The sequence below is a fragment of the Lacticaseibacillus daqingensis genome (assembly GCF_003946115.1).
Lineage (GTDB): Bacteria > Bacillota > Bacilli > Lactobacillales > Lactobacillaceae > Lacticaseibacillus > Lacticaseibacillus daqingensis.
The window spans coordinates 165,237-183,332 of record NZ_RHOH01000001.1; the positions used below are offsets into that span (position 1 = coordinate 165,237).

Below are 18,096 nucleotides of genomic sequence, written 5' to 3' on the forward strand. Positions count from 1 at the left end.
TTGTTCTAATCCATCTTGAATTTTGTCATTGTTGGCTTTGTTGAAAACGCTTAACTTTGGTAGCGTAGAGGGTTGCAACGACAGACTTCTGCAGCGTCTGTTGAGAAAGGGATGATAGAAGTGCAATTAATGGTAAACGGCAATGTGAATCTGAACGCCGTGGACGTCAGTCGGCCGGTTCAATTGACGTGGCTTGTCGAGACGCCCCCAACGACGCTGACGTTATGTGGCGGTGGGATTCAGCAAACACTCGCGGTGCAAAACGCCCCGGGGCAGGTCCTGGATCTGAGCGCGTTCCCCGCGCGAACGACCGTGACCGCAACGTTACACTGTGAGACGCAGCAAGTGACCCAGCAGTTCGTCACGGCCAGCGATGCGCTGGCGCGTGCGCCATGGATCACGCGGTTGGACGACCCCACAATGCGTGAGTTTGCGTTTTATGAGAACCGCCCCAACATGGTGTTTTCCCGTGAGTTTGATGCGGCGGATGCGGACCAGGTGTTTCTGGATATTGTGGGGTTGGGGTACTACCGCTGCTTGATCAACGGCCAACCGGTGAGCCCCGCCGAGTTGAACACGGACCTCACAACCTACCGCAAACGGGTTTACTTTGATACCTATCAGATCCAAGCCCTCCTGCAGCCGACCCATAACCTGATCACGGTGGAGTTGGGCAACGGGTGGTTCAACCCGGCACCATTGCGGATGAACATGAAGTATAACGTGCGAGACCGAATGAGCATCGGCTTCCCCTGCCTGGTTGCCAACCTTGAGTTCTATCGGGCCGGGCAGCTGATCGACCGGCTGACCACGGATCGGACCTGGCGCGTCACGGACGGGGCGCGGGTCTTCGATAACGTCTTTATTGGCGAGCGAGTTCAAGTCGATGCGGCGCGGCCCGCGCGGATCGGGAAAGTCGTGCAGATCGCCAGCCCCACCGCGGAATTAGTGCCTTCTCGGATCGAAAAGGTGACGGTCGCCGCGCGGGTATCCACGTACCGCGTTGTGGCTCAGGATGACCAGCACTTTATCGTGGACTTTGGTCGCATTGTCTCGGGCTTTCTCGCCTGTGACCTAGCGGCGGCGTTTGCGGGCACGGTCACCATTGATTACGCGGAGCGGCTCGTTGCCGGCCGGTTGGACCAAGTCAGCACGATCCCGGGGATCTACGGCCGCAATGATAGTGGCATCGACGAGGATCGCCCCGTGATGCAACACGATGAAGTGACCAAAGCGGCATCGGCAGACCCTTATCACTTCGAGAACCGGTTCACGTACCACTCGTTTCGCTACGTGGAATTCACCGGCATTCAGTTGACGGAAGTGGCGCAGCTGACGGCCGAGATCGTGCACACGGCAATGCGCCCGCGGACCCAATTCAGCGCCAGCAATCCGCTTCTTGAGGAAATTTGGGCCCTGGCCAATACCACGAAGCTAAACAATATCCACTCCTATTACGAGGACTGCGCACGCGAGCGATTGGGCTACGCGGGTGATGCCGCGATCCTGATCGACTCGCAAGTCTATGCGTTTGAGTCGCAGCAGATGATCGAAAAGGTGTGGGATGACTTCCTGCTGGAGCAACACGAGGCCGGCGGGGTGACGCAAACCGCGCCGTACATGGGCATCAAGTCCAACGGCCCCTCCGACAAAGCGGGTGCTTGGGGGTGGCAGAAGGTCTTCACCGCCATCCCGCTGGCCCGGGCGCGGTACTACGGGCAAACCCAGATGACCCCAACAGAAGCGCAGGCCTTCAAGCGGTTTGCCAAGTATGTCTTAGCCTTCGACTATGACTACGCGAAACACTGCTGCTTGGGAGACTGGGCCGCCATCTCCGCCGTCTTTGTGGGTGGGGTGCACGGGCGCTCTGTGCCGCCCGATCAGGACTTTGAATGTGCGGTGATGTTCTACCTGAACCTGCGTGACATTCGCCGGGTCTTTCAGGTGTATGGACTTGAGGATGCTGACCTGCTCCAAGCCCTGGATGAGAAGTTGAGGACCGTGAAGGCAGCGATCAATGATGAGTTTTATCACGGAAAGGGGGTTTACGGGACGGGCAGCCAGTCTGCGAGTGCCTATGCGTTGTTTGCCGACATGGCACCGACAGAAGCGCGCGCAGCAGTGGCGACGCAGTTCATCACCCAGATCACCCAGACGGGCTACCTGGATTCAGGCATCTGGGGGATGAAGATGAGCTACGCCTTGCTGTATCAACTCGGGCGTGATGACCTGGTTTACCAATGGCTGACGCGGCGCCTTCAGCCGAGTTTTTACAGTATGGCCGCACTGGGCAATCAGACGATGAACGAGTTCTTTGATTTAGAAAACGGCTCGTTCAACCATGCGATGTTTAGCGCTTACACCCAATGGATGACGGAGCGGCTCCTCGGGTTGACCCTGGTGGACGCCAAGACGCTTCGCTTCGCCCCCTACTTGGGGCATGGCGAAGCGGCGATCGCCGGGCAATTGGGCGACTTGGCCACCGTCCGGCTGACAAAAACGCCAACCGGTTACGTTGTGGCGCTGACTTGGCAGCCCACCGTTACCTTGCAGATCGATCAGGCCGCGCTGGCCGCGCAAGGCTATCAAGTCGCGGTTGACAAGGCGGCGACCCGCGCCGAGGTCACCCTGACTGCAGTCAAAAACGCATAATGGAGGTAGTGAAATGACAATTACGGCAACACGCATCGATGGTCGACTGGTGCACGGCCAGGTGGCCAACCTTTGGACGACCAAGTTATTGATTGACCGAATCTTGGTGGTGGATGATGCGGTGGCGCAAAGCCAGATTGAAAAATCCGGCTTGCGCATGGCGACACCAACAGGGGTCCGGCTTTCGGTGTTGACTGTCGACACGGCAGCCGACCACGTCCTGGCTGGGCGGTACGACAAGCAGCGCGTCTTCGTGGTGGCGAAGAAGCCGGCAACGCTCCTTCAGCTGGTTCAAAAAGGGGTGCCGATCAAAGAGATCAATGTCGGCAATATGTCCCAAAGCGATGACACGAAACATATCTCGAAGTCGATCAACGTTGCGCCGGCAGACGTGACCGCCTTTGAGCAGTTGAAGCAGCTGGGCGTTCGCCTCGTGGCGCAGATGGTACCAGCGGATGACGCACAAGACTTTGAAAAACTACTACGTAAGGAGTGAACGGGATGTCAATTCAGTGGTGGCAAATTTTAATTCTGACATTATATGCGGGTTATCAAGTAATTGATGAAATTCAGTTCTGGAGTTCCCTGAACACACCGATCTTTGGTGGCTTGCTGACGGGGCTCGTGATGGGCGACATGAAGACGGGCTTGGTGATCGGCGGGAGTATGCAGCTGATGGTCTTGGGGATCGGGACCTTTGGCGGGGCCTCGAAGCTGGATGCCAACTCTGGAACGATCCTGGCAACGGCATTCTCTGTCGCGACCGGGATGGATGCCACGCAGGCGGTTTCAACGCTGGCGGTGCCAGTTGCGAGTCTGATGATTTACATGGATATTCTGGGGCGCTTTACCAACACCTTCTTCGCGCACCGCATCGATGCCGAAGTTGAAAAAATGAACTACAAAGGGATCGAGCGCTACTTCGTGGCCGGGATCCTGCCTTGGTCCCTGTCACGCATGATCCCCGTGTTCCTTGCCCTGGCGTTTGGAGGCGGCTTGGTGGCCAAAGTGGTGGCTTATCTCAACGGCCCGCTGAAGTGGCTGGGTGATGGGATGTCCACTGCGGGGGCTGTGCTGCCAGCCGTTGGGTTTGCGATCTTGCTACGGTACCTGCCGCTTAAAAAGCACGTGTCCTACTTATTCTTGGGCTTTGTGATCACGGCGCTGCTGACCACCCTGTTTGGGAACATTCAGGCGATCGGGACCGCGGTTGGGAGTGTTGTGAAGAACTTCAGCGGCAGCTTCAACGGGCTGTCCATGCTGGCGATCGCACTGATCGGGCTGGCACTGGCGCTGATCAACTACAGCCACGCATCGGCGATGATCGAAAGCAAGGGGGCGGCTGCGGTCGCCACCGCGGTTGACGCGAAGGGGGAAATTGAAGATGACGAACTATAAGTTAACGGATCAAGACTTTCGCCAAATCAACCTGCGCTGCCTGTGCGGGTTCGAACTCGGCTGGAACTACGAACGGATGCAGGGCTCGGGCTATCTCTACACGATCTTGCCGCAACTGCGCAAGATCTACGGCGATAATACCCCTGAGCTGAAGGAAATGATGCGGGTGCACACCCAGTTCTTCAATACCTCGAACTTCTTCAACACCATCATCACGGGGATCGACCTTGCGCTTGAAGAAGAGCAGGGGGTCAAGGCAAAGGATGCCGTTGTCGGGATGAAGGCAGGACTGATGGGCTCCTTTGCCGCAATCGGCGACTCCATCTTTGGCGCCCTGCTGCCGGCCATCTTCGGGGCCATCGCGGCCACGCTGGCCATCAAAGGGAATCCGCTGGGGTTAGTCATCTGGTTCATTGCGCAGATGGGCGTGATCCTGTTCCGGTGGAAGCAACTGCCATGGGCATACAAAGAGGGGGTCAACTTGGTCACGAAGATGGCCAACAAGCTCTCCGCGGTGACCGATTCCGCCAGTTTGATGGGGATCTTTATGGTTGGGGCGCTGGTCGCGACCATGGTGAACGTGAAATTCGCGTGGGCCCCAACGATTGGCTCGGTGCCACTGAACATTCAAAACAACCTGGACATGATCATGCCGCGCATGGTGCCGGCAATCATTGTGGGGCTGGTGTACTGGCTGCTGGGCAAAAAGGGGATGACCTCAACGAAGGCCATCTTCCTGGTCCTTATCCTGTCAGTCCTGTTCTCCGCGCTCGGCGTTTTGGCGAAGGGCTAAGCCAAAAGGCGTGATGGCTCAGCGGCCGGCAATATTGCCGGCCGCTGAGTGCGCTTGCCGCACTAAAAACCCCAGCCACCGCAAGGTATCGCACCTTGTGGTGGCTGGGGTTTTGTGGTCTGGGTCAGAAACTGAGCGTGTCTTCGCCGACCTGCGCCTCATCAAAGGTCGCGGCGTACACGGCCATCCCGGCGCGGTACTCCGGGGTGAAGCGACTGAAGCTTGGGTACTTCGCATCCATCGCGGCAAAGAACGCGCTGCGGTCGCTGACGCGCGTCACGTGCGCGCCGGTCACGCGCACGGTTTGGAAATTGACGGGCGCGGTTTCAAAAGACACGGTCGGGTTGGCGGTCAGCTCCGCCACTTTTTCCGCAGTGCCAGCGGTCCCAAAGTAGATCTTGTTGGGCTGGTCGGTGGCGTGCAGGAAAAAGACAAAGCGCACGCTGGGGGTGTGCCCCGCGGTGGTTTCGGTGGCCAAGGCGATCATTTCGGCAGTGGTCATCAGCTGGTTGTAAGTTTCTTCAACGGACATAGCAAGGACTTCCTTCTCTGAATTTGCCTCCAGTATAACGCGTTTGAAAGCGCAAAGACAGGCACCTGAACGCCCACGGCCCCGGTTGTTTCACGTGAAACAACCGGGGCCGTGAGGCGTTAAAACTGCCGGAACCGCGCTTGGCGCTGGGCCAGCAGCGTGGCGGCTGGCAGCTTAATTTTGGCGGCGAAGGCCGTGGTCAGGGCAGCCTTCAGGGTGGGGCCGAAGCTGGCCCCCTGATCGGGAATGATCCGCTCGATGACGTGCTGTTTCAGCAGCGTCTCTGGGGTCAGGCCCATCACACCGGCGGCTTCGTGCGCGCGGGTCACGTCCTTCCAGAGGATCGAGGCGAAGCCCTCCGGCGAGAGGATCGCGTACATGCTGCGGTCCGTCATCCAGACTTCATCGCCGGCGGCCAGGGCCAGCGCCCCGCCGGAGCCGCCTTCGCCGATCAGCACGGCGATTATCGGGACGGGCAGGGTGCTGGCGGTCAGCAGCAGGGACGCGATGGCCTCGCCTTGGCCGTTTTCCTCGGCATCGCGGCCGGGATACGCGCCAGGCGTGTTGATCAGGGTGAGCACGGGGCGGTGAAACTTGGCCGCCTGGTGCATCAGGCGCTCGGCCTTGCGGTAGCCCCAGGGCTCGGGCCCGCCAAAATGGGTGGCGAGCCGCTCCGCCAGGGTGTCGCCCTTGTCGGTGGCGATGACGGTCAGCGGCTGCGCCCCTAACCACCCAACGCCGCCGATGATCGCGGGGTCGTCGCCATGCCGGCGGTCGCCGTGTTGCTCGACAAAACCGCTGACGAGCTGAGCGATGAGCGCGCGCACAGGCTCGGCCCGCGGGGTGCGCGCCGCTTGAACGATTTCATAGGCTTCAGTCATGCGTCACCCCGCCGTTCATCGCCAGCAGAGCCGCGATCTGCTTGGCCAGTGCTGGACGTGGCACGATCAGATCGACGAAACCCTGCTTGAGCGCAGTTTCCGCCCGCTGGAAGTCATGCGGCAGCTGCTGGTTGATGGTGCTTTCGATCACTCGGCGGCCGGCAAATCCGATCATGGCGTGCGGTTCGGCGATGATGATGTCGCCTTGCATCGCAAAACTGGCCGTGACACCGCCCATCGTCGGATCCGTCAGGACCGTCAGGTAAAACAGACCGGCTTGGCTGTGCGCGGCCACGGCGGCGGAGACCTTGGCCATCTGCATCAGGGCCAAGATCCCTTCCTGCATCCGGGCGCCGCCGCTGGCTGTCAACACCACGACCGGGAGCCGCTGGGCGGTGGCGCGCGCGAAAAGGCGGGTCAGCCGCTCGCCGGCGACCTGCCCGAGCGACCCCATCATGAAGTCGGGCGCCATTACCGCCAGCGCACAGCGCTGGTCTTCGATGGTGGCCAGCCCGGTTTGGACGCTGTCGCGCTGGCCGGTGGTGGCTTGCACCTGGGCCCGTTTTTCGGCGTAACCGGGGAAGGCCGGGGCTGTCTTGAGGTCAACGGCCTCGTCCCACGGCGTGAACCGGTGCGTCAGCTGCGCCAGGCGGGCCGCCGTGGTGAGGCGCAGCCCGTAGCCGCAGTGCACGCACACGCGCGCCGCGCCGTAGCGCTTGCGGTATTCCGTGCGGTGGCAAAAGCCGCAGGTGACCCACAAGTCATCGGGCAGTGCGGATTCTCTTGCTTTGGCGTTGGCCGCCAAGGTTGCTGCATTTGGTCGCATCAAAGTTCCCCCTTTGGAATCAATCAGCTGCGGGGGCAAGCCATTGCGGCAGCCAGGTCGTGGTGAGGTAATCCGTGGCGACATGGCCGTTTTGCACCTTCGGGTCGCGCAGGAGCGCCGCGTGCATCGCGGCGGTGGTGGGTAAGCCCACCACCCGTAGCTCGTGCAAGGCGCGCTGCATTCGGCTGAAGGCGGCCGCTTGGGTGTCGGCGTGCACGATCAGCTTGGCGATCATGGAATCATAGAACGGACTGATGACGTCACCGCTTTCCACGCCGCGGTCGACGCGGACTCCACGCCCCCCGAGCGGCCACCGGATCTGGTCGAGGTGACCGGCCGCTGGGGCGAAGGCGCGCGTGGGGTCCTCGGCGTTCAGCCGGCACTCCAGGGCGACGCCGTGTGGGGCCAGGGTGCGGTCGGCGGCCAGGCTGTCCCCGTTGGCGATGCGCAGCTGCCAGGCCAGCAGGTCGACACCGGTGACCATTTCCGTCACCGGGTGCTCCACCTGAATGCGCGTGTTCATTTCCATGAAGTAGCACCGCCCCGCCTTGTCCCGCAAAAACTCCAGGGTGCCGGCGTTGCAGTAGTGGACCCCATGGGCGATCGTGGCGGCCACTTGCTGCAGGTGCGCCCGCTGAGGGGCCGTCATGCTGAGGCAAGGGGAGAGCTCCATGACCTTTTGGCTGTTGCGCTGCAGGGAGCAGTCGCGCTCGGGAAACGTCCACACGTGACCGGCGCCGTCCGCCAGCACCTGCACCTCGATGTGCTGCGCCGGGGTGATGATTTTCTCCAGGTACATGGCGGTGTCGTCAAAAGCGGCCGCGGCTTCGGCCTGGGCCTGCGCGAACACTTGCGTTAAGGCGGCTTCGGTCGCAACGCGGCGAATGCCTTTGCCGCCGCCGCCGGCCGCCGCCTTCAGCATCACCGGGTAGCCGAGCTTGGCCGCCGCGGTAGTGGCAGCGGCCACGTCGGTCACCACGCCGGAGCCGGGGATCACCGGCACGCCCAGCGCGGCTACGGCCGTTCGGGCCGCCGCCTTGTCGCCCATCGCGCGGATCGTCGCCGGCTGGGGGCCGATGAAGGTCACGTGCGCGGCCGCGCAGAGCTCGGCGAAGTCGGCGTTTTCGGCAAGAAAGCCGAAGCCCGGATGGATCGCCTCGGCGCCGGTGAGGACCGCCGCCGAGATAATGTTTTTCATATTCAGATAGGAGTCGCTGACCTTGGCGGGGCCGATGCAGATCGCTTCATCGGCCAGCCGCACGTGCAAGGCGTGCCGGTCGGCCACGGCGTACACGGCGACGGAGGCGATGCCCAGCTCACGCAGGACCTGAACCAGCCGCACCGCGATTTCGCCGCGGTTGGCGATCAGTACTTTCTTAAACATGGCACACACTTCCTTGCTTTGGGGGTCGCGTCACTGAATGGCGAAGGTCAGCGTGGCGCTGCAGGCTAGGTCATCCCCGACGTAGGCCTTGGCGTCGCCGCTGCCGGCATTGGCCAGGCGCTTGGTCAGCGCGACCTCCAGCCGCAGCGTGTCGCCGGGGCGCACCATTTTGCGAAACTTCGCCTTGCTGATGCCGCCCAGGTAGACGGTCTTGCCCTTGAATTCGGGCAGCGTCAACAGCGCAATGGCCCCTGCTTGGGCCAGCGCCTCAAGCTCAAACACGCCAGGGAAGGTCGGGTTGCCCGGGAAATGCCCCTGGAAAATCGCCTCGTTCATCGACACGTTTTTGATCGCCACCACGCGTTCGCCGGGCGTCAGGGCGAGCACCCGATCCACCATCAGCATCGGGTAGCGGTGCGGTAAAATCGTCATAATTTCTTCTGCTTCTAACATATTGTGTCCTCCTTGTGGCTAAGCGTCAGCATCCGGGGTGAGCGAAAACAGCGCCTGGTCGTACTCCACCAGACTTTCGTCCTGAACCAGCACGGCGCTGATCGTGCCCGCGGTTTCCGCCTTGATCTCGTTCATCATCTTCATGGATTCGATGATGCAGACCACGTCGCCAGCCGCAACCGGCTGGCCGACCTGGACGAACGGTTTGGCCCCGGGCTTGGGCGCCAGGTAGACGATGCCCACCAGTGGCGCTTTGAGCGTGGGGCCGGCTGGTTCGGCCGGCGCCGTGGGCGGTACCGCGGGGGCCGGGACTGTGCCGGAGGCTGGGGGCGTGCCAGGGGCCGCAGGGGCGGGCGCTGGCGTAGCCGCAGTGGGCGCCGGCAGGCCACCCTTGCGCAGCACGAGTTGGTCCGGGCCTTGCGTGAGTTGCAGTTCGCTCAGGTCGCTGGCGGCCAGCTTAGCCATCAGGCGCTCGATCAATCCCTCATCCAAGGGCGTCGCCTCCTCGCAGCGCCAGCACGGCGTTATGCCCGCCAAAGCCAAACGAGTTGCTCAAGGCGGCGGTGGTCGTCGTGGCCACATGCGTGGCATCGACGAGGTCGATCGTGCAGGTCGGATCCTGCGTATCCTGCGTCCAGTTTTGCGGTAAGCGGTGGGCGTTCAGGGCCCCAAGTGTGAGGATGGCCTCAACGCTGCCGGCCGCGCCCAGCAGGTGCCCGACCAGCGCCTTGGTGGAGCTGACGCGCACGCCATGCGGGCCGAAAACCTGGTCGATCGCGCGGCTTTCCATCGCGTCGTTAGCGGCTGTGGCCGTGCCGTGCGCGTTGACGTAGCCGATCGCCGCCGGGGTCAACCCGGCATCTGCGATCGCGAGCTGCATGGCGCGCGCCGCTTCGGCCCCGCTGGGGTCTGGCGCGGTCATGTGATACGCGTCACTGGTGCTGCCGTAGCCGGCGATTTCCCCTAAAATAGTGGCGCCACGGCGCACCGCGTGGTCGTAGTCTTCTAGCACCAGCGTCCCAGCGCCTTCGCCCATCACAAACCCACTGCGGTGGCTGCCGAAGGGGAGGCTGGCCTGCGCCGGGTCACTGGCAGGGCTCAGCGCGGTCAGCGCGGCGAACCCGGCGATGCCGATTTCGTTCACTGAGGCCTCCGCGCCGCCGGTGATGACGACATCGGCCAGCCCGGCGCGAATGTGCTGCATGGCCTGGCCGATGGCACTGGTACCCGAAGCACAGGCGGTGACCACGGCGTAGCTGGCCCCGTGCGCGCCGAACTGCTGGGCGATGAGGCCCGGCGCCATGTTGATGATGGCCATCGGCACGAACATCGGGGAGACCCGCTTGGGGCCCTTGTCGTGCATTTTGATCACCTGCTCCTGCGTGGTGGTCAGCCCACCGATGCCGGAGCCGTAGATCACCGCGAGGCGCTCTGGCGCAACATGTCCCACCACATCGGCTTGGGCCATGGCCTCGATCGCAGACGTCAGGGCCAACTGCGTGTAGCGGTCCATTCGCTTGGTTTGCTTGCGATCCAGCCGCATGGTCGGGTCAAAGTCTTTCACCTCGCCAGCGACATGGATGCCGGTGGCGCTGGCATCGAACAACGTGATCGGGGCGATGCCCAGCGTGCCCGCCTGCATCGCGGCCAAGGTGCTGGCCACATCGTGCTCGATGGCGTTAATGGTACCCATTCCAGTCACAACTACTCGTTTCATAGGAACCTCCTAGCTCGTTAAGCCGCCGTCAACCGTCAGCACTTGCCCGGTGACATAGGCATTTTCAATCAAAAAGCGCACCGCACTGGCGACTTCTTCAGGCTGACCAAATCGCTTCAGCGGAATGGCCTGCGTCAGATCGGCCTGCACGCTGGCGCTGAGGCCGGCAGTCATCTGCGTGGCGATCATGCCAGGCGCTACCGCGTTCACGCGCACGCCGCGCATCGCGCCTTCCTTGGCCAGGCTCTTGGTCAGCCCGATGACCCCGGCCTTGCTGGCGGCATAGTTGGCCTGGCCGATGTTGCCGGTCAACCCCACCACGCTGCTCAGGTTGACGATGACGCCTTGCTTGGCTTTCATCATCGCCTTGAACGCCGGCTGGGTGACGTTGAAGGTGCCGTTCAGGTTCACGGCGATGACGTCATTGAACTGCGCGGGCGTCATGCGCATGGCCAGGCCATCTTTCGTGATCCCCGCGTTGTTGACCAAAATATCCAAGCGGCCAAAGTGCGCCAGGGTGGCCTGAACCAAGGTGGCCGCAGCGTCGGCATCATCGATGCGCGCCGGCAGCGCCAGGACCTCGTGCCCCAGCGCCTGCAGCTCGGTGACCAACGCCGCCGGCACGGCCGTGGTGCCGTTCAGCACCACATGCGCGCCGGCCTGCGCCAGGTCGCGGGCGATGGCGGCGCCGATCCCGCGCGTACTGCCGGTGACCAGCGCCACTTTATCTGTGAGTAACATGTTTTCAAACCTCCTTGACTGCGCCGGCGAGCTGGGTGGTGGCCGCCGGCACGCTTTGACGCACCAGCTTGGTGAGCACCGGCGTTTCGGCAACCTCAACGAAGCGGGTGACGCCAGGCGCCACCTGGGTCACGGCCCGGGCAAAATCCGTCGGGGTGGCCATCTGCGCGACCAGCGTGGCCGCCACCGTGCTTGGGGCGAACGGCGCAAACGTGGTGGTGCTCAGCGTTTGCAGCCGGGCCGCCCGCACGGGGGTCAGCGCAAACGCGGCTTGCAGCGCCGGGGCGGCCGGGGCCATCAGCGGGGTGTGAAACGCCCCGGCCACGGGCAGGCGCATGGCCCGCTGACCGTGCGCCGCCAAAATGGCCTGCGCCTGGGCCAGCCCCGCCTCACGCCCGCCGAGGATCACCTGCTTGGGGCTGTTGCGGTTGGCCAGCCACACCTCGGGCACGGCCAGCACAGCGGCCAAGACCGCCGGGTCCGGGGCCCGCAGTGCCAGCATACCGCCGGGGTTTTGCGCGGCGGCGGCCCGCATCGCGGTCCCGCGAGCGGCCACCAGCTTCAGTCCCGCCGATAGAGTCAGCATCCCCGCGGCGATCAGCGCGCTGTACTCGCCGAGGCTCAGCCCCATCACCACATCCGCGGGTTGAGGTGTGGGGGTGGTCATCCGGAACAAGGCGACTTGGTAGGCCACCAGCGCCGGCTGAAGCCAATCGGGGTGGTCGACCAGCGGCGCCGCGCCAAAGAGGTAATCAGGCAGGGAGAAGGGTAGCACGGCATCCGCGGCGGCGATAGTTTCTTTGAATATCAAACTATTAGTGTTAAAAGCGCGCCCCATGCCCGCGCGCTCACTGCCTTGGCCGGGAAATAAATAGGCGGTGGCCATCAACTCACCACCTTGGTCGGGTGGAGGTTGGCGGCCAGCGGACTGCCTGCCAAGAGCTTGGCGGCACCGGCTGCGACCTCGGCCAAAATTTCTGCGGCGGGCTGCTCCTTGGTGACCATGCCGGCGACTTCGCCGGCCATGAACGACCCGCGTTCGCGGTCGCCGTCTTGCACCCCGCGCCGCAGACTCCCGTTACCCAGCTCCTCGATGGCGGTGAAGTCGTCCGTGCCAGATAGGGCGATCTGCTTTTCCAGGGTGACAAAATTGCGGCTCATCGGCGTTTTCAGCACGCGCGCGGCGTGCCCGACGTACTGACCGGTCACCAGCGTGCCGACATCCTTGGCCGCGAGCACCGCGGCCTTGTAGTTCGGGTGGATGTGCGTCTCAGTGGCCACCAAAAAGCGCGTGCCCATCTGAACGCCCACGGCGCCAAGCGCCAGGGCCGCGGCCATGCCGCGCCCATCGGCGATCCCGCCGGCCGCGATCACCGGCACGTCCACCGCATCCACCACCTGCGGCACCAAGGCCATGGTCGTCAGGCTGCCGATGTGGCCGCCGCTTTCCATGCCTTCTGCCACCACGCCATCGACGCCGGCGCGCACCATGCGCTTGGCGAGGCCAACCGAAGGCACGACCGGTAACACCTTGGTGCCGGCGGCCTGCAGCTGAGGCAAATACTTGGCCGGGTCGCCGGCACCGGTCGTCACGACCGCCACGTGTTCTTCAGCGACCATCGCGACGATTTCATCCACGTACGGCGACAGCAACATAATGTTGACCCCGAACGGCCGCGTAGTGCGGGCTTTGACCGCGCGAATCTGCGCGCGCACGTAATCTGCTGGGGCATGGCCGGCGCCGATGATGCCCAGCCCGCCGGCTTCGGACACCGCCAGGGCCAAATGGGCATCCGCCACCCAGGCCATTCCGCCTTGGAAAATCGGGTAGCGGGTGCCCAGTGCTTCGAATAATGGGCTCATTGCGCCACTTCCTTCCTACGCGGTTTTGCCGATGTAATCGACGAGGTCCGCCACCGTGTTGATCGGGTCATCGGCTTCAATGGTCACGTCAAACTCGTCTTCGATTTCGTTGATGATCTCAAACACGTCGAGGCTGTCTGCGGCCAGGTCGTTCTTCAGGTCCGTGGTCAGTTGCACGGCTGCTGGTTCCTTGTCCAGCTGGTCTGCGATGATGGCTTGTACTTTGGTGAAAATAGCGTCGTTTGTCATAAAGAATTGCTCCTTTTGAATGGTTGGGTGAAAAAAGCGTCAGTTAGGGTTGCGTCAGCAGCATCGTGCCGACGTTCAGGCCGCCCCCGAAGCCGCCCAGCACCAGGTGGTGCCACGTGGGCAGCGCGCCGGTTTGGGCGAGCTCGTGCAGCAGGATCGGGATGCTGGCGGCGCTGGTGTTCGCCACGGTGGCGATATTGCTCGGGAACCGCTCGGCCGGTACCGCCAGCCGCTTGGCCAGGCTCGAGAGGATCCGGGCGTTGGCCTGATGCATCACGAACTGGTCGATGGCTTGCGGGGCCAGCCCGGCACCATCGAGCAGCGCCTGCACCTCGCTAGCCACGGTTTGGGTGGCGAAGTGGAACACCGCCCGGCCGTCCATGGCAAACATTGGGGCCGGGGTGGGGCCGGTGGCGAACGGGCTGTGGTTGGCGGCGCCGCCAGCGGTCAGCCGCGCCCAATCTTCGCCAAAGCTCCGCAGGCGACTGACCGGCGCGGGGCCGGCGGCGGTCACCAGGACCCCACCGGCCCCATCGCCGAACAGCACCGCGGTGCGGCGGTCATGCCAGTCCACCAGTCGGGACAGCACCTCACTGCCGATGACGAGGCCCTGGGTGGCGCCGCGCGCCAGCAGGCCCGCGGCCGTGTCCAAGGCGTAGACGAACCCGGCACACGCCGCGCTCACATCGAACGCCGCGGCGTTCGTGGCGCCCAGCGCCCCTTGGACCTGGTTGGCGACTGACGGGGTCTGGTAATCCGGACTCATGGTCGCCACGATGATAAAGTCCAAGGCCTGGGGGTCGCAGCCCGCCTGGGTCACCAGCCGCTGGGCCACCGCCAGCGCGAGGTCGGCGTTGGTTTCGCGGGTGACCACGTGGCGGGTGGCGATGCCGGTACGGGTGCGGATCCACTCGTCCGAGGTGTCAAAAAACGGGGTGAGTGCCGCATTGGGCACCGTTTTAGGCGGCAAAAATGCCGCAGTTTGGCTAATTCTCACGAGGACTCACTTTCTGTTGGGTCAGCGCTGGGTCGCCAGGAAGCTCAGGAGGTTGTCCAAGGCGCTTTCGATCAGCCCGACTTCATGGTCATTGAAGCCGGTCACGAATGACGCCACCATCTTCTGGTGGTAGGCGGCATGGGCGCGGTACATTAGCCGGCCCTTCCGCGTCAAGGCCAGGTTGACCACCCGGCCATCGCCTTGTTCATGGCGTCGCTCGACGTAGCCCTTGCGCACCAGGTTTTTCACCGCCACGGTCAGCGTGCCGGCCGTCACATGCAAGCGCCGGGCCACCGTCGCGGACGACGGCTCAGCGTGCAGGCCGATCGCGTCGATCGTGTGCATCTCCTTGATGCTCAGGTCCTTGAAGCGACTCTTCTTGAGCTCCGCCTCTTCCAGCCACAGAATGTCCTTGTAGACGGCCTCCAATTTACCGTTGATGCGTTTCTCTGCTTCCTGCGATGTCATACTGATCCTCCGAATGATTTGATATTCAAAGTATCAGGCCAAAACCGTCACGCGTCAACCCCCTGCACGATGAAGTGTAATTCCGCTTCGGCGACCAACTCACCGTTGACCGTGGCGGTCGTGTGCACGGCGCCGGTGTTGCGGCGCACTTTGGTCAGGGTGACCTGCAGCTTCAGCACACTGCCGCACGGCACTGGCCGCGGGAAACGCGCATCTTGCACGCTGGCCAGGTACGCGGTGCGGTGGGCGAACTGCGGGGATTTGAGGATCAAGATCGACGCGGTTTGCGCCAGCGTTTCGATGATCAAGCTCGGCGGCATGATCAGCTCGGCCGGCAGGTACCCGACCAAGTGGTCCTCCGCAATGCTCACATACTTCTCCGCCTCGATGGCGACATCCGGCGTCAGGGCCGTCACTTGATCGATGTAAAAAAGCGGGAAGCGGTTCGGGATCGTTTCACGAATCGCCACCGTATCCATAACGGTCATGGGCTTTCCTCCTTTGCGTCACCGACCAGCCATTGCCGGTCGGGCCAATCAACTGATTGGATGTTCAAAGGATACGTGCATCTGGTTTGATTGTCAAATTACAATTTCTGAAGGGCTTAAAATACCGCGCTTTTTATGCCGGGGTGACAGCGCGCGATGACGTGCCAGCAAGGCTTTTGACGGTGGGGTTGGCGATCGATACGGCTCACCGTTACGAGATGGTGGAATGGCGCCGGTGGCCAATAAAATAACTGGCGATGCCTGCAAAGTCGGTGCCGATCGCGCACCCGCGCCCGAGCAGCGGCGACGCAAACGGCGAAACCCAGCGCAGGCAGAGGCCTGGGGCTAAGTTTCGCCGGTTGCGTGAAGCAGCTGGTCAGTTAAGCGTGGGTGCGCGCCGGCACCCCTAGTGCGGCGCGTTGAAGAACGGCACCACGCTGGTCTGGACAAACTCGGCAAAGCTGTGGGGCGGGCGGTGCAGCAGGCGTGGCAGGGTATCCGTGGTCGTTTTGGCGTTGCCCAGCCGGGTGATGACGTAAAGCATCACCATCACGTTGACAAAGTCCTTGGGCAGTCCACGCTTGCGCATCGTCTGCCGGAAACGCCAGAGCCCCGGCTTGGAGTAGGTGATCGGGGTGCCGAGCCCCGCGGTCATGAGGGTGGCGACTTGCGCGTAGGACAGCGCCTCTGCGCCGGTCAGCGTCAGCGCCTGGCCCAAGTACTGCGGCTCTTTTAGGACGACCTGCGCGGCCGCGGCGATGTCATCGCAGTCGATGAAGCTGGTTTTGGCGTTGCCTGCGGGAATGAACAGGTCGTGGCGTTCCCGCAGGTCGGTGCCGTGCGAGGTGATCAGGTTTTGCATAAAGAAGCTGGGGCGCAAAAAGGTGTGCGGTAACGCCAGGTCCAGGATCATCTGCTCGATTTTTCGGTGCGGGACCATCGGATTTTTCTCGACCCCTTGCAGCGACACAAAGACCACCTGCTGAAGCGCGTGCGCCTGCACCGCCGTCAGAAACGGCAGCATGTCGTGCACGGGGTCGGCTAGCTGGGGCGGGCGCACGAAGAACAGTTTGTCCACGCCGGCCAGAGCCGCGTCAAACGTGGTGGGGTCCAGGAAATTAAATGGCACGGTGGCGACGCCGAGTGCCTGCATCGCTTCGGGAACGTGCGCGTGCACCCCGGCGACCACGTCAACCACGCGGTCTGCTTGCAGCCGCTGAACCAGCGGCCAGCCGATGTTGCCGGTGCTGCCAAGAACGAGAACCTTAGTCATTGCGGTGGCCTTCTTCCAGTTGGGTGAGGAGTGTTAGGAGCGTCTGCTGTTGCGCGGCAGTCAGCGGGGCGAGGTAGGCGGCGCTGGTTTGATCGGCCAGCTGAGCGCACTGCGCAAACGTGGCGGTGCCGGCTGCCGTCATTGTCAGCAGGCGTGCGCGCCGGTCACCGGCGACCGGCGTCTCAACGAGCAGGTCTTTGGCCACCAGCCGGCCCACGATGCCAGACACCGTGGGCCGGTCCATGTCTAACGCGGTGGCCAGCTCAGCCGCCGTGGCCGCGCCGGCGCGCGATAACGCAGCCAGTAGTGCCCACTGGCTGACGGTGATGTGACTGACGCCCAGCGCGCGCTGCTGGGCGGCTTTGAGGCGCTTGGCTTGGTTGAGTAGTAAGTAACCGAGGTCGGGCATGGCAAACTCCTTTGCATAGATAGTTAGTACGCTAACTATAACGTTTGAGTAAGATTTGTCAACCACGCGGAAAACGGCTTCTGGTCCGCTTTCAGCTCGCTATGTCACCCGAAAGTTGCCAAAAAGCGCCCATGGCCGGATAATAGCGCCCCTAAGGAGGTGTTTGATTATGGGCAAGCAGATTTTCGTTGAAGGCCAGATCCTCGAACCGCAAACGCTGGCGTTCGTGAACTTCGCCGGGCATTCACGCATCATGCGCGCCACCGTGATCCGCCCCAGCCGGGTGGCCGTGACCGGTGGCGCAAAGCTACGCACGCCCCAGCTGGTGCTCCTACCGGCATGGGTGCAAGGCAAATGGCAAGTCGGCGAGCGCTGGCGCTTTGCCGGCCGACTGGCGCAAAACGTGGCGGTGGCCACACCTGAAACCGCGGGGGACATTGCGGCGAACACGCGTGAGCGGCGTGAAACGCTGGCGCACTACGCCAATGAGTGGATCAACACGCATCAGGAGCGCCACGCGATGAAGCTGATGGCACCGAGCACCGCGCGCTTCGTGGCCGGCCACACCACGGCCCAAACGTGGTACACCCGGCTGAAACTGCTGACGGGGGAAGAATCGCCTTTGGTCATCCCAGCTCACTATCTCAGCGACGGCCTGATCATCTTGGCCCGGGTGCGCAATTTTACGACCGAGCCGGGCACGCTGTTGACCGTGGTGACGCACGCGACCAAGCTCAGCCCCGAATCGCTCATGGGGGAGACGGCCGACCCGGCGCACTTTCAGTTGGGCGAGGGGCGGTGACGGGATCGCCGCGAACGGTTAATCGCGGCGATCAGACGTGACGGCATTTAGCGTGCAGCGCTGCAGTTTGACGGCCTCGATCTGCGAGACTAAGAGCCGACTGATATTAATCGCTCTGTTAAATAAAAACGTCTCGCACCGTTCAGTCGGTTGCGAGACGTTTTTGCGTG

Annotated in this window: 21 protein-coding genes; 5 read left to right on the forward strand and 16 right to left on the reverse strand. The window is 62.9% G+C overall.

What is annotated here, in order from left to right; translation table 11 throughout:
- The first annotated feature begins 129 nt into the window (after positions 1-129).
- Genes EKM88_RS00680 through EKM88_RS00695 form a run of 4 tightly spaced genes read left to right on the forward strand, consistent with a single transcriptional unit; the run spans position 130 to position 4,843 of the window.
- Entirely contained in the window at positions 130-2,652 is a 2,523-nt protein-coding gene (locus EKM88_RS00680) for a family 78 glycoside hydrolase catalytic domain (protein WP_164511944.1), read from the forward strand.
- 13 nt (positions 2,653-2,665) lie between these two features.
- The gene (locus EKM88_RS00685; protein ID WP_125702256.1) at positions 2,666-3,148 is read left to right on the forward strand and encodes a PTS system mannose/fructose/N-acetylgalactosamine-transporter subunit IIB; all 483 of its coding nucleotides are present in this window, start codon (positions 2,666-2,668) and stop codon (positions 3,146-3,148) included.
- Positions 3,149-3,153: 5 nt separating this feature from the next.
- The gene (locus EKM88_RS00690) at positions 3,154-4,050 is read left to right on the forward strand and encodes a PTS mannose/fructose/sorbose/N-acetylgalactosamine transporter subunit IIC (protein WP_125702257.1); all 897 of its coding nucleotides are present in this window, start codon (positions 3,154-3,156) and stop codon (positions 4,048-4,050) included.
- Complete coding sequence (locus EKM88_RS00695; protein WP_164511945.1) at positions 4,031-4,843, forward strand: PTS system mannose/fructose/sorbose family transporter subunit IID; 813 nt, start codon at positions 4,031-4,033, stop codon at positions 4,841-4,843. Before EKM88_RS00690 ends, EKM88_RS00695 begins: the two co-directional genes overlap by 20 nt.
- Positions 4,844-4,967: 124 nt before the next feature.
- Here the strand turns inward: EKM88_RS00695 and EKM88_RS00700 are convergent, their stop codons facing one another.
- The 16 genes from EKM88_RS00700 to EKM88_RS00775 all read right to left on the reverse strand — a co-directional run bounded on the left by EKM88_RS00700 (position 4,968) and on the right by EKM88_RS00775 (position 17,124).
- Positions 4,968-5,375, reverse strand: a complete 408-nt coding sequence (locus tag EKM88_RS00700) for a pyridoxamine 5'-phosphate oxidase family protein (protein ID WP_125702259.1) — start codon at positions 5,373-5,375, stop codon at positions 4,968-4,970.
- Between the two features lie 119 nt (positions 5,376-5,494).
- A complete protein-coding gene (locus EKM88_RS00705) occupies positions 5,495-6,256 on the reverse strand; it encodes an acetyl-CoA carboxylase carboxyltransferase subunit alpha (protein ID WP_125702260.1) in 762 nt (253 codons plus the stop codon).
- Positions 6,249-7,082, reverse strand: a complete 834-nt coding sequence (locus tag EKM88_RS00710) for an acetyl-CoA carboxylase carboxyltransferase subunit beta (RefSeq protein WP_125702261.1) — start codon at positions 7,080-7,082, stop codon at positions 6,249-6,251. Before EKM88_RS00710 ends, EKM88_RS00705 begins: the two co-directional genes overlap by 8 nt.
- Positions 7,083-7,101: 19 nt before the next feature.
- Complete coding sequence (locus EKM88_RS00715) at positions 7,102-8,466, reverse strand: acetyl-CoA carboxylase biotin carboxylase subunit (protein WP_125702262.1); 1,365 nt, start codon at positions 8,464-8,466, stop codon at positions 7,102-7,104.
- Positions 8,467-8,496: 30 nt separating this feature from the next.
- Positions 8,497-8,919: a 3-hydroxyacyl-ACP dehydratase FabZ gene (gene fabZ / locus EKM88_RS00720; RefSeq protein ID WP_125702263.1), complete on the reverse strand. Its 423-nt coding sequence runs from the start codon at positions 8,917-8,919 to the stop codon at positions 8,497-8,499.
- Positions 8,920-8,937: 18 nt separating this feature from the next.
- Positions 8,938-9,411: an acetyl-CoA carboxylase biotin carboxyl carrier protein gene (accB, locus tag EKM88_RS00725; RefSeq protein ID WP_125702264.1), complete on the reverse strand. Its 474-nt coding sequence runs from the start codon at positions 9,409-9,411 to the stop codon at positions 8,938-8,940.
- Positions 9,404-10,636, reverse strand: coding sequence for a beta-ketoacyl-ACP synthase II (gene fabF / locus EKM88_RS13380; protein ID WP_125702265.1), 1,233 nt, complete (start codon positions 10,634-10,636; stop codon positions 9,404-9,406). The genes accB and fabF overlap by 8 nt, the downstream gene beginning before the upstream one ends.
- A 9-nt stretch (positions 10,637-10,645) precedes the next feature.
- Positions 10,646-11,377 carry a 3-oxoacyl-[acyl-carrier-protein] reductase gene (fabG, locus tag EKM88_RS13385; protein ID WP_125702266.1) on the reverse strand — a complete coding sequence of 244 codons (732 nt, stop codon included), beginning with the start codon at positions 11,375-11,377 and terminating at the stop codon, positions 10,646-10,648.
- A gap of 4 nt (positions 11,378-11,381) precedes the next feature.
- Complete coding sequence (locus tag EKM88_RS00740) at positions 11,382-12,263, reverse strand: ACP S-malonyltransferase (RefSeq protein ID WP_125702267.1); 882 nt, start codon at positions 12,261-12,263, stop codon at positions 11,382-11,384.
- On the reverse strand, positions 12,263-13,240 hold the full coding sequence (locus EKM88_RS00745; RefSeq protein WP_125702268.1) for a nitronate monooxygenase: 978 nt from the start codon (positions 13,238-13,240) through the stop codon (positions 12,263-12,265). The genes EKM88_RS00740 and EKM88_RS00745 overlap by 1 nt, the downstream gene beginning before the upstream one ends.
- A gap of 15 nt (positions 13,241-13,255) precedes the next feature.
- The gene (locus EKM88_RS00750) at positions 13,256-13,489 is read right to left on the reverse strand and encodes an acyl carrier protein (RefSeq protein WP_125702269.1); all 234 of its coding nucleotides are present in this window, start codon (positions 13,487-13,489) and stop codon (positions 13,256-13,258) included.
- A gap of 43 nt (positions 13,490-13,532) precedes the next feature.
- Entirely contained in the window at positions 13,533-14,486 is a 954-nt protein-coding gene (locus tag EKM88_RS00755) for a beta-ketoacyl-ACP synthase 3 (RefSeq protein WP_125702270.1), read from the reverse strand.
- Between the two features lie 21 nt (positions 14,487-14,507).
- On the reverse strand, positions 14,508-14,954 hold the full coding sequence (locus EKM88_RS00760; RefSeq protein WP_125702271.1) for a MarR family winged helix-turn-helix transcriptional regulator: 447 nt from the start codon (positions 14,952-14,954) through the stop codon (positions 14,508-14,510).
- Between the two features lie 47 nt (positions 14,955-15,001).
- Positions 15,002-15,442: a 3-hydroxyacyl-ACP dehydratase FabZ gene (fabZ, locus tag EKM88_RS00765; RefSeq protein ID WP_125702272.1), complete on the reverse strand. Its 441-nt coding sequence runs from the start codon at positions 15,440-15,442 to the stop codon at positions 15,002-15,004.
- A gap of 406 nt (positions 15,443-15,848) precedes the next feature.
- The gene (locus EKM88_RS00770; RefSeq protein ID WP_125702273.1) at positions 15,849-16,715 is read right to left on the reverse strand and encodes an NmrA family NAD(P)-binding protein; all 867 of its coding nucleotides are present in this window, start codon (positions 16,713-16,715) and stop codon (positions 15,849-15,851) included.
- Positions 16,708-17,124, reverse strand: coding sequence for a MarR family winged helix-turn-helix transcriptional regulator (locus EKM88_RS00775; protein ID WP_125702274.1), 417 nt, complete (start codon positions 17,122-17,124; stop codon positions 16,708-16,710). Before EKM88_RS00775 ends, EKM88_RS00770 begins: the two co-directional genes overlap by 8 nt.
- A gap of 169 nt (positions 17,125-17,293) precedes the next feature.
- On the opposite strand from EKM88_RS00775, the gene EKM88_RS00780 reads away from it, so the two are divergent.
- Positions 17,294-17,926, forward strand: a complete 633-nt coding sequence (locus EKM88_RS00780; protein WP_125702275.1) for a hypothetical protein — start codon at positions 17,294-17,296, stop codon at positions 17,924-17,926.
- Positions 17,927-18,096 lie beyond the last annotated feature (170 nt).